Consider the following 11,717-nt stretch of genomic DNA (forward strand, 5'->3'; position numbering starts at 1 on the left):
GCAGTCGTCGTCACCGACGCCGACGGCGACAGCGCACCCGCCGGCAACCTGGTCATCAACATCGTCGACGATGCGCCGACGGCGCACAACGACACCTGGGGTTCGCCCATCACCGGGCCCACGACCCTCACCGGCCTGCTGAGCAACGACGTTTTTGGTGCCGACGGCGTGGCGACAACAACGCCTGGCGTGATAACGACCACCAATGGGGCTCACGGAACCGTCGTCTACAACAACGACGGAACGTTCACCTACACGCCGACCGGCGTTTATGTAGGATCCGATACCTTCACCTACACCATCAAGGACGGAGACGGCGACACCTCTACGGCGACAGTCACGGTGAACGTCAACACCAACACCGTTCCGACGGGCGGCGGCACCGTGTCGCTGAACGTCAACGAAGCGGCGCTTGACACCACGCTAGATGCCACGGCTCCGGCCGATCTGCAGCCGGGCGTCGTAACCGGCACCAACCCGAGCAGCCGCGGCGAGACCGCACAGGCCAGCAGCGGCATTACGTTCAACGCCACGGGCGAAGCGATCAGCGTCGCATTCGCCAACCCGGTAGGAGATCCGAACTGGGTGGCTCCGACGGTTTCCGGCATGGCGGCTGGGTATTCGATCAGCTGGGCTCTCGTCGGCGGCCAACTGGTCGGCACCCTCATGCATGGCGTCACCAATCTTGGGCCATCCATCTATCTGGCGCTGTCGAACACCAGCGCCGGTCCGAACAGCACGTTGACCCCGGTGGTCACCGCGACGCTGACCGACCAGCTGCAGCATGCGGCCGGCTCCGGCAACATCACTGTCAACGGCCTGCAGGTGGTGGCAACCGACACGAGTGGCGATCATGTCTCCGGCGCGGTCAACCTGACCGTCCTGGACGATGCCCCAATCCCGTTCGTCGGCGACGGCATCAATCTGCCGGACTCTTTGCACTCGACATTGACGGAGCATCTGAACTTCGCGTCGGGGGCCGGCGCGGACGGCGTCGGCAATGTGGTGTTCAGCGTCACCGAGGGTGCCGCCGTCACCGATGCCAACGGTGCGAATGTTTTCCTCAACGGCGAGCAGCTCTTCTACCACATCTCGGCGGACGGTCACACGGTGCAAGGGCTCACGTCGGTTGCAAACGGCTCTGATCTCGGCTTCACCGCCACGCTCGACCCAGTAACCGACACCTGGGCGTTCACGTTGAACGGCACGATCTTCAACGGAGCCCAGTTCACCACTCAAGGGGCTGTTGCCACGGGCGGCAACAACCAGGTGAATGCGTTCAGCACGCTCTCCAGCCCGGATACACCGAACGACCTTTTGGTCACCGCGAACGGTGCCAACAACGTCAATACCAGCACAGGCAACTTCGGTGTCGGGGCTGGTCAGAGTATCACCAGCGGCGAGACCATCCGCTTCGACTTCGTGACCAACGCATCGACCAGCGGCACCGTCGCCGGAACCAACTATACCACCCACTACGAGGTCTCCAGTTTCACCCAGGGGCTGACCAAAGTGGTGAGTGGTCCCGTTGACCTTACGATCAGGGCGGTAAATGCCGATGACGATAAGGTATTCGTCGGCGACGCGTCCGGAGAAAGCACAGCCACCGGAGTCGTGGTGACCGTCACGAATGGCTCGGGCGGAGCAGCGCCGACCGTGACATTCGACGCGGTAACAGGCCTCTTCACGCTGCACGGTATGGATCAGGGCGACACTTTCACAGTAACTGCAACTTCCGATCCGTTCAGCGCGGTGGAAATCTCCGGAGCCTCGTCGGGCACCTTCAAGCTCGGCTCGGCTACGTTCTCGACCGCCAATGCCGTGGACCCTTTCGACATCAAGATCCCGGTGACTGGGACGGATGGTGACGGCGACACGGCTTCCGGCAGCCTGACCGCGCATCTCTATCCGACGAGCTCCTCGCTCGAAGGCACAAGCGGCATCGACACGCTGGCCGCCACAGCCACCAAGACCACCGTGATGGGCCAGGACGGCAACGATACGCTGACCGGCATTAACGGGCACGACACGATCTTGGCTGGTGGACAGGGCAACGATACGCTGACCGGCATGGACGGAAACGACACGCTCTACGGCGGCTCCGGCAACGACACGCTGATCGGCGGTGCCGGCAATGACCTGTTGGTCGGCGGTTCGGGCCAGGACACGCTGACCGGCGGCATCGGCGCCGACACATTCAAGCTCGAGCACCTCGACATCAAGGATCTCATCACCGACTTTAGCGGCGCTGGCGGCCAGGGCGACAAGATCGACCTGACCTCGCTGTTCGACACGCCGGTGGGAGCCAACCTCGCCGACTACGTGCACTATGACGCCGGGACAAAGACTTTGAGCGTCGATGTCAACGGCACGACCGGCGGCGCCAACTTCGTCGATGTCGCCGTTCTTCAGAACGCGCCTGCGGCCGGAACGATCAATATTCTTTACGACGACACGAACCATCAACAGCACACGACCACGATTTAGTGCTTATGCGCGGCCGTGCTGCTATGCTATGCGTTAGCGAACCGTGAATTCGCAATTTGGAGAGGGGCTTACATGAAACATTCCGCAAGACTGCTGGCTTCGGCCGTGGCGGTGCTGCTCGCCGGATCGACCGGCTTTGCCGCAGATATCATCGGCGAGCCGGCGGTGAATTATTGCCGCACCGTCGGCACCTCGGACCTGGTGCTGACCGACAACATGGTCGAGCTCAAGAACCATGTGGTCAAGCTGATGGACGAATCGGTCGCCGTCGCCAAGAGCCCGGAATGGATCAACTCGTCGCGCCCCGCCTTCGTCTGGGCCTCGGAAGCCAAGGTCGCCTGCGGCAAAGCCTATGGCTATCTCAAGACCAACTACAAGGACGAGGACTACCTCAACAAGTGCGAATGCTTCCACGACCGCATGGTCGAGTACATGCACTGAGCTGACGGGCGCGCCGACCAGCTGCGATGATGGCCAAGAGAGCCTGTGCGGCTGCCGCCGCTTGTGCGCGCCCGGCGCCGGCTACCACGCTTGCCGGCGTGGCGCGGCATTGCCGACGCGGGGTTCCGCCGGCCTTGGAGCAGTTCATCGTTTCAGGCAAACTCCGAACTGCTCCGACCATTCGTTTTTGCGCAACTGCAGACCGGAAACCGCTGCGCACTTTTCGTGGAATTGCTGCGCCGCTCGCCTTTGCCGTTGTCGCGGCGATCTCCGGCTGCCAGTCGAAGAACGGCGCATCGGAAGTGCTGGACCCCGCGGCGATCGCCGCGCCTAGCAGCCAGGCCGGAGCCACCACCGCCGCGCCCGCGCAGCTGACCGCCAGTTCCGCAGCGACCGCCCCCAAGGGCAATCTGACGCTCGGCACGGGATCGACCAAGATCGCCATGCTTTTGCCGCTCTCCGCCCCCGGCAGCGCGGGCGAGAACGGCAGGAAGATGTTTGATGCCGCGCGGCTGGCAATGGCCGATTTCGGCGACAAGCTGGTGACGCTGACGATCGAGGACACCCGCGGCGACAGCGGCTATGCCAAGGACCTCGCGGTGAAGGCGATCACTTCGGGCGGCGTGAAAATCGTCATCGGGCCGGCCGAGCTTGCGGCGGCACAGCACCTTGCCAAGCTCTCCGGCACGCAGCGGCCGCCGGTGCTGGCGCTGGCGGACAATTTCGCCGGCGGCCCCGGCGTCTATTCGGTGCGGCTGAGCGAAGCCGACAGCGCTGCGGCGGGCGCGGCAGCGGTCGCCAGCAAGGGCGCCAAGAAATTCGTGCTCTTGGTGCCAGCGGGCGCGAACGCCGGCGCCGTCGAGGCGCGGGTCGCCAACGCGCTCAGCATCTATGGCGCGACGCTTGCGGTAACGCTTCCCTATTCGGCGTCGGACGCCGCCAAGGTGGTGTCGGACATGGGTTCGCTGGTCGAGGCGCCCGACGCCGTCGTCGTCGCCAGCGGTGACGGCAGCCCTGTCGCCGTGCTGTCGGCCCTTAAGGCGAAGGGTATTCCGGGCAAGGCGGTGAGCCTGATCGGCACCGAGCGCTGGCTCGAGCGCCCGATCGATCCGCTCTATGAGGGCGCCTATATCGCGACGCTCGACCAGAGCGAGACCGGACCGATCGCCGACCGTTTCAAGGCGACCTACAACTACCAGCCCGACGTCAACGTCGCCTACGCCTACGACATGGTGGCGCTGTCGGCCGGCATAGCTAGCTCGGTCGGCCCGAACGGTTTCTCCAAGCAGGTGCTGGAAAACACCAGCGGCTTCCGCGGCTCGACCGGCCTGTTCCGCTTCCGCGCCGACGGCTCGAGCCAAAGATCGATGCCGTTTTTCAAGGTGGAAAAGGGTAGACTGAAGTTGGTGGAGAAACAGACCGCGGGGTTTTGAAATTTCAGTCGGGTGGTGGGCCGTTGGATTTTCTCAGAAAGCTTCTGATTTTGGCTGTTGTCGGCGCAGTGGGGGCTGGCGCCGTCGCGCTTGCCGAACGGCTGATGTTTGAGGCTCCGAGACCAGCTGCGGCCGGCGAGCCGCCGCCTCTGCCGTCATCAAAAAAAGTCCGGAGGAGCAATGGATATGGCCAAGGGCAAGCTGAAGCTGGTGGAGAAACAGACCGCGGGGTTTTGAGGGGGTTACGGTTTGCCTATCAGGCTGTTGGGCGGCGGCAATTTCTCGCCCACGACCGCGGGAATAGGGACAGCTCGACTAAGCAATTCGCGTAGCGGCAGTTCGAAACGAATATACATGCGCCAGCCGAAGAGGACTGATGTGCCCACGCCGATCACAATGATGAGATCCGAGGGAATCGGGAAGGCGGTCCATAATATCAGAAGCAGCGTTATCGGCAGGGTGTGGATCAGATAGAGCATATAGGAGGCATCGCCGAGAACGGTCCATGCACTTGGCTTAGCATCGATTTGCATCGTGCCGAAAACGATCAACGCGGCCGGAAGACCGTAAACCAGCACGCGCTGAAAGCCATACTCGCCCGCAAGGAACTCCATAGTGCCACCTTGCGGCGCTATTCCGATGAATCCAACAGCTACCATCGCTACGGCCCCGAGTGGCAGACACCACACGGCCGGTTTCCACTTAGGGGCATAGGCAAGAAGGACACCAAAGCCAAACTCTATGATCAATGGATTGCCGAGGAACTGCAGCGCTGGACCGACCGAGCGAAAGATCATCGCGAGACCGAAGATAGCGAGGAGTCCCGGTAACAGCCTCCGATCGACAAGGACGATGGTTGCCGCCGCGTAGAACAGCATTTCGAAGCAAAGCGTCCAGGCCGCGGGCAAAGCTGGCGCAGTCATTTGATCGGTAGCCGGCCAAAGCAGCAGCGTCGCCAGAGCATCCCGCCAACCGAAGCCGGTTTTGTAGGCGACGATTGCATAAGGGATGCTGACCAGCAGGTAGAGCGGAACGATGCGCCGAAACCTACGCCAAGCGAAAGATTTCCAGGTCAGGCCAGGCGCCGTCCTAGCGATGATCACCCCCGATATGACAAAAAAAATATCTACCCCGGCGCGGCCGACCACCTGAAAATCATGAGGCAACAAACCATTGGACCCCGTTGACTCAACGGCAGTCTGAGCCGCGTGGACATATACGACCATGAGCGCGGCGAGGAACCGAAGTATCTGCAAAGACCAAATCACGCTTATGACGCAATGTAAGCTATCGCGGGCCAGACGCTGGCAACGCTACACCGGAGAAACGAGGCAAGAGCATGGGAACGCGCTGCGCGTATTCATGATACTCGGGGAACGCCGCCCGCAGGACCCTCTCCTCGTTGACAATCCGCCGATATTGGAAAGCGAGGGCGATCGTGCCGATAGCAACCGTCATCCATGTCGGATTGCGCAGGATAATGCCGAGCAGGACGATCGCTTCGCAAGCGTAGAGTGGGTGCCGCACGATCTGGTACGGACCTGCCGTCACGAGCCGCCTCGCCTGAGCAGTGATGCTGAACGATCTGCCGAGCCACCATAAGCACCAAGTACAAAGGAGGAAACCGATGATGGTTACGAGGTCGGCAGCAAGCTGAAGCTGCGGAAGTATCTCAACGCGAGGGACAGCAATCAAAGTTACGGTGGCAAAGCATCCGATCAGGGCCGCGACGCGGGGCTCGATCCCCTGCGCCGTTCTTTTTGGCGGAAGACGAGTCACTGTCGTCGCGACAATCAATACGAGGAAGCCTAATGCGGCGAAATCCGCCAGCACCTCGACAATCCGCCCTCCTGTCCATTCCGGGTCGCGAAGAGCCATGATTATGGTCCAAGCCATCATTGTTGCGCACACGGTGAAGTAGAGTGTCATCACTGCGCGACCAATGAAATCACGCATCTCAGGGAGCTTCATTGTTGTTCCCTCATGGGATCAGCATCGAGCGTTCGATCGGACAAAAAAAGCGACGCCGACAGAACTATAGACGGCCTATACGGCGCCCATGATCCAAGCATTTCATTGGTTTTAGCGCAACCTAATGGTTTCCAGAAGGTTAATCTGAGCTCCAGTAGTCGGAATTTGGTGCTAAAGTGGGGCCCTGCCATAGCCTAAGTGGGGGCGCTGCCATAGCCTAAAGTGGGGACCCTGCCATAGCATCGAGGCTGTAGGCAATCTGGAATGCTGCGGTGCAGATCGCTGCAGCTGAAATAGGCACGCCAAACGGTACCACACCCTTTCGGTCGAAATGCTGGACATAGACTCGGAATGCGCCCTCCGGAAGCAGGAACGGATTTTTGACGAGCAGCGCGGTGACAAGCGCGAAAAACAGCAGCAGTAAGGAAAACAGGAAAAGGCTGCTGCTGCCGACCAGGATAGGCGTGACGGCCATCAGCTTAACATCGCCGGCGCCGACCTTGCCCAGTGACCAGAATGGGAAGAGTCCGATTAACAGCGCGAGGCTGGCGAGCGCGCTCAAACCCATGTCCCACCAGGATCCGGTTGCGACAGAGATAAGCTGAAGCGACCCCACTCCAAGAAACAGAAGCAGCAGAACGTCGCGGTTAGCGATCTTCTGCGTGGTGAAGTCAAGCCATCCAATCCGCACGAGCAGGGCGGCGGCAAACGCCTTCAGCACCAGCGAAACGGCCAGGAGCACGTCAGCGCTCGATATTCTGCACGCTGGACGACAGGAGTTGCAGATTGTTGGCAACGGTCGGATCCTTGGGCGCCAATTCGTAAGCCTTGAGGAAGTTGGTACGCGCCTGCTGCAATTTGCCGCGCAGCAGATAGGAATAGCCGACATTGTTGTAATATTCGGGTGTGCCGCCGATCAGCTTGTAGGCGCGGCTATAGGCCAAATCGGCGAGGTCAAAGCGCCGGATGCGGTCGCAGGAGGCGGCAAGCCCCAACCAGGCGACGCCGTCATTAGGCGCCAGCCGCGTCGCCTTGTAGAACAGCGCGCCAGCATTGCCATAATTTTCCGAGCGGAACTGGGTCTTGGCCTCGGCCACTGCTTGGTCCGAGGCATAATAATCGACATCGCTGATCGTCTTCAGCCCATCAAAGGCATCGCCAAAGGCGGTGTAGTCGCCCTTGGCGGGCTCGTTGGTGCGTACAACCCCGTCGGTGGCGTCCGTCTGGCAGCCGGCCAGCGCAATGATCAGAGCTGCCGCTGCTATAAACCTTCTCATCCAGTTCCCCCAAGGTCCCCCGACCCATTTAGGACCAAAGCATATACGCAACTAGAAGAAAACGCCCTTCATGCGAATGATCACAGGTAGCATGACGACCATCATCACAACAGGAAAAATGCACAGACCCAGCGGGATCATCATCTTGACCGGCAACGCATTGCCGCGCTCTTCGGCGCGCAGAATCCGCTGGCTGCGCATCTCGTCGCTGTAGACGCGTAGGGCTTCCGTTAGGCTGGTGCCAAGCTCTTCCGATTGCCGGAACAACACCGCCAACGCGCGCGCCTCCTCGAGGCCAATGCGATCGGCAAGCTCACGCAGCGCCTCCCGCAACGGTTTGCCCGCGCGCATCTGCAGATTCATGATCGAAAGTTGAATCCCGAGCCACTTATGCGTACCCGCCAGTTCGGCGCCGACACGCTCCACCGCCGCCTCAAGGCTCATGCCGGCATCGGCGCAAGTAATCATCATATCCATGAAGTCGGGAAAGCCGCGTCGATAAATCAGCTTTTGGCCATTCTCGAATCGGTCAAGCGCAATGCTCGGGATGACGATACAGCCAAGACCTATCAGAGCCGAACCGGCAAAGGCCACAATGCTTGGCATTTGAGGCGGCAACACACGCGAAAGAAGTGCGTACGCCACCAGGAACCCGACACATACGGCAGCGAGACGAGACAATGTGTAGATGGTCGGCGCGCTAGGTTGATGGAAACCAGCCCGAAACAACTTGGCCTCAAGCGCATTCGGTTCCCCGCGTTCCTTCTCCAAGGCGCGGAAATAGGCTTCGACAGGCCGTTGCGCCGAGATTTTGTTGAGCTCCTGCTGCGCGCTGAGCGATCGCCGGTTGGTGATCCCTTCGGCCAAAAGACTTTGGGTAACAATCCTCCTGGTCTGGAGAGCCGGCAGCAAAACCATGGCCGCCACAATAAAAAGTGCCGCCGCCGCCAAGAAGACGGCAAGCGACAGCAGCATGGCCGAATTTCCGATATTGGTCAGCAAGTCCGCTCCTCAGAAATCGAAATTGACCATCCGGTACATGATAAAGTCGCCCAGCAACGCCCACAGGCCAAAGATCAAAAACACTGGCATAAGGAGCGGGCTGTTCCAGACGTCGCCGTAGTAGCTTGGCGCTATCAGCATCAAAATGCAGAACATAAAAACCGGAAACAGCGAGATGATCCAGGCCGACATGCGGCCCTCGGCGGAGAGCGCCCTTATCTTCAGCCGCAGTTTCCGCCGTTCGCGTAAAACGGAGGACAAGTTTGACAGGATCTCGGTGAGGTTGCCGCCCGTCTTGGTCTGGATCGACAGGGATACCGACAGAAGATGCAGCCCCTCAAAACCAACCCGCTCCGAAAGCTTTCGTACTGCCTGTTCAAGACTGAGGCCAAATGTGACTTCGTCCGAGACAATGCCAAATTCGGTGCCAAGTGGATCGGGCATCTCGCGCGCAACGAGGCCGATGGCCACTGTCGTTGGGTGGCCAGCGCGTAGCGAACGCACGATCATGTCGAGTGCATCGGGAAGCTGGGCTGCAAATCTATCGATTCGCTTTTTCCGAGCCCGTCGAAGCACGAGAAGCGGCAATGGGAACCCGACGCCGAGAAAAGTCATGACTGCGGCGAAAGTCGAGAAGCCGAAAAGCAGTGGCAGCATTAAGGCCAGCACTAGGCCGGCGAGCAGGAACATCGAGGCGAATGCCAATGGGTTACCAGTGATACCGGACTGCGTGTAAAGCCGGTTCAGCCCAACCGCACCGAAGAGGTAGTCACCCGATGCGGTCAGACCGCGCTCCTGCAGCAGTCCCTGCAGGCTCTGTTCTGCTGGAGATTCCTCTCCCAGCCGCTGCAGACGCCGATTTATTATCCCGGCTCGGGCTCGGCGCCCCGCAAAAGAGAGATAGAAGGATTCAGCGGCAAGGATCACTGACGCAGCCGCCAGCACGTAGATGAAGTACAGTAAGGTCTGGCCGGTCAGCATCAGAGTGGGACCTGAGGGTTGAAGGCGTCCTTTGCGAAATGGTGCCCGAGCGTTGCCGCTTCCTGAGCAAAACGCGGCCGGACACCGGTGGCGCGAAATTCGCCGATGATCGCTCCTTCCGCGGTCACGTCACGCCGCACGAAATGATAGATCTCCTGAAGCTGGACGACATTGCCTTCCATGCCGGTCAGTTCCGATATCGATACGACGCGCCTGCCGCCGTCGGAAAGGCGCTGCGTCTGCACGATGATGTCGATGGCGGAAGCGATCTGCGCCCGAATGGAGTCATTGCTCATCGGCATGCCCGCCATGCCTACCATCTGTTCCATGCGCGATATAGCGTCACGAGGCGTGTTGGCATGGATGGTTGTCATCGAACCTTCGTGGCCGGTGTTCATCGCCTGCAACATGTCGAAGGCTTCCTCGCCGCGAACCTCGCCGACGATGATGCGATCAGGCCGCATGCGCAGCGCGTTCTTGACCAGCTCGCGCTGCCTGACCTCGCCCTTACCCTCGACATTGGGCGGCCGCGTTTCGAGGCGACCGACATGCGGCTGCTGCAGTTGCAATTCCGCCGCGTCCTCGATGGTGATCAGGCGCTCCCTCGCCGGAATGTAGCTCGACAACGCGTTGAGCAAGGTGGTCTTTCCGCTGCCGGTGCCGCCTGAGACCAGGATCGACTTGCGCGATTGAACCGCGATTCGCAACAGGTCGATCATCGGCTGGCGGATCGAATTGAAGGCCATCAGGCGTTCGAGCGAATAGGGATTCCTGGAGAATTTGCGAATGGACACCAGCGGGCCGTCGACCGAGATCGGCCGCACCGCGATGTTGACGCGCGATCCGTCTTCCAGGCGGGCATCGACCATCGGCATCGACTCATCGACGCGTCGACCGATGGCCGAGACGATCTTATTGACCACTCTCAGCAGATGCGCCTCGTCCCGGAAGCGGATAGCGGTCTCTTCGATCACACCGCGCCGCTCGACGAAGACGCGCTTGTGGGTGTTGATCAATATGTCGGCGATGGAGTCGTCCTTGAGCAGCGGCTCGATCGGTCCGAGACCGAGCATTTCGTCGGCGGTATCGCTGGTCAACTGGTCAAGCTCGCGAGCATTCAGCGGCACACTGCGAGTCCGGACGAATTCACGAACGATTGGCCGAATCTCGTTTAGAATCTCGTCTTTTGATGCGGTTTCAAGGGCGGCGAGATTGAACCGATCGATAAGATGCCGGTGGAGTTCGACTTTGAGCGAAAGAAAGTCGTCGCCCTGCGGCTCAGCTTCCACAACAGAGGAGCTTGCTGCCCCATTCAGCGGAGCCGACGCCACCGGTTCTGGCGCTTTCTGTTCGCTCGGCCCTTTGATGAAGCGACCCAACATATCGCGACCCCTTGCGGTTTCCCCAGGATCGAAACTAAGCATTAACCACGAGGGGCACAAGCGACGTAGCCGACACACTAGAGGTATTACTTGCGTCATAGTTAAGAAACGGATTTCGAGAAATCGTTTATTTTGCCCCTAATCCATGCTGACCGACCAAAGTCCTAGGACCTTTGTCGTTGCATCGGCGGTCACGTTCGTAACCCCTTTAATATAAATACATATGTCATACCTCTAATGTGTTGCTCCATGCGGACGGATGTGGCCGAATTGTGAACGAATGGTTAAGATCGCTTGAAAATCGAAGCGAATCAAGCTGTTGTCAAAATTGAGAAAGTCTCAAATCGAGTATAGAAAGGTAAACGGACTGTTAATCCGTTTGACTCGGCTTTTTTGCGGGACAAGGATTGAATGTGACGGGGGATGCTTGGGTATGGGGTTCATCCTTAGGCTCGTCTCGTCGGGTTCAAACCTCCAAAGGGAGAAATTGACATGAAGAAGCTCATGACGATGACCCGGCAGTTCCGCGACGACGAAAACGGCGCTGCTATGGTCGAATACACGATCCTGCTCGGCATCATCACCGTTGCCGTGATCGCCGCGATCATCTTCGTCGGCGGCTGGGTCGGCACCCAGTGGACGACGCTGCAGAACACGCTGCCTCAGCCGTGATATCCTGATCGGCATGTTCGACGCCGGGACGTTTCCCGGCGTCGAACAACCACAGTAACGCGGGCGGGGCA

11 protein-coding genes are annotated in these 11,717 nt (G+C 59.9%); 4 read left to right on the plus strand and 7 right to left on the minus strand.

Translation table 11 applies throughout. The annotated features are described in order from the left end of the window. The 3 genes from CK224_RS32415 to CK224_RS29880 form a co-directional block, all read left to right on the plus strand. The coding region (locus CK224_RS32415; RefSeq protein WP_095784276.1) for an Ig-like domain-containing protein at nucleotides 1–2,487 on the plus strand (2,487 nt) is incomplete at its 5' end. A 72-nt stretch (nucleotides 2,488–2,559) separates the two neighbouring features. Continuing rightward, nucleotides 2,560–2,928, plus strand: coding sequence for a hypothetical protein (locus CK224_RS29875; protein WP_095784277.1), 369 nt, complete (start codon nucleotides 2,560–2,562; stop codon nucleotides 2,926–2,928). A gap of 302 nt (nucleotides 2,929–3,230) precedes the next feature. Next, on the plus strand, nucleotides 3,231–4,361 hold the full coding sequence (locus CK224_RS29880; protein ID WP_245426325.1) for a penicillin-binding protein activator: 1,131 nt from the start codon (nucleotides 3,231–3,233) through the stop codon (nucleotides 4,359–4,361). A 242-nt stretch (nucleotides 4,362–4,603) separates the two neighbouring features. Here CK224_RS29880 and CK224_RS29885 read toward each other — a convergent pair whose 3' ends face one another. From CK224_RS29885 to CK224_RS29915, 7 genes are all read right to left on the minus strand, one after another. Beyond that, entirely contained in the window at nucleotides 4,604–5,629 is a 1,026-nt protein-coding gene (locus CK224_RS29885) for an acyltransferase (RefSeq protein WP_095784278.1), read from the minus strand. A gap of 19 nt (nucleotides 5,630–5,648) precedes the next feature. After that, nucleotides 5,649–6,332, minus strand: coding sequence for an isoprenylcysteine carboxylmethyltransferase family protein (locus tag CK224_RS29890; RefSeq protein WP_141245907.1), 684 nt, complete (start codon nucleotides 6,330–6,332; stop codon nucleotides 5,649–5,651). Between the two features lie 217 nt (nucleotides 6,333–6,549). Next, on the minus strand, nucleotides 6,550–7,074 hold the full coding sequence (locus tag CK224_RS29895) for a prepilin peptidase (protein WP_095784279.1): 525 nt from the start codon (nucleotides 7,072–7,074) through the stop codon (nucleotides 6,550–6,552). Nucleotide 7,075: 1 nt separating this feature from the next. Then, entirely contained in the window at nucleotides 7,076–7,609 is a 534-nt protein-coding gene (locus CK224_RS29900) for a tetratricopeptide repeat protein (RefSeq protein WP_095784280.1), read from the minus strand. Between the two features lie 51 nt (nucleotides 7,610–7,660). After that, a complete protein-coding gene (locus CK224_RS29905; protein ID WP_095784281.1) occupies nucleotides 7,661–8,611 on the minus strand; it encodes a type II secretion system F family protein in 951 nt (316 codons plus the stop codon). Between the two features lie 9 nt (nucleotides 8,612–8,620). Next, on the minus strand, nucleotides 8,621–9,592 hold the full coding sequence (locus tag CK224_RS29910) for a type II secretion system F family protein (protein ID WP_095784282.1): 972 nt from the start codon (nucleotides 9,590–9,592) through the stop codon (nucleotides 8,621–8,623). Then, complete coding sequence (locus tag CK224_RS29915; protein ID WP_095784283.1) at nucleotides 9,592–10,974, minus strand: CpaF family protein; 1,383 nt, start codon at nucleotides 10,972–10,974, stop codon at nucleotides 9,592–9,594. The genes CK224_RS29910 and CK224_RS29915 overlap by 1 nt, the downstream gene beginning before the upstream one ends. Before the next feature lie 492 nt (nucleotides 10,975–11,466). Between CK224_RS29915 and CK224_RS29920 the strand changes: the two genes are divergently transcribed. Further along, nucleotides 11,467–11,646, plus strand: a complete 180-nt coding sequence (locus CK224_RS29920) for a Flp family type IVb pilin (RefSeq protein ID WP_095784284.1) — start codon at nucleotides 11,467–11,469, stop codon at nucleotides 11,644–11,646. The last annotated feature ends 71 nt before the right edge of the window (nucleotides 11,647–11,717 follow it).

The sequence above is a fragment of the Mesorhizobium sp. WSM3862 genome, assembly GCF_002294985.1.
In the GTDB taxonomy this organism is placed as follows: Bacteria; Pseudomonadota; Alphaproteobacteria; order Rhizobiales; family Rhizobiaceae; genus Mesorhizobium.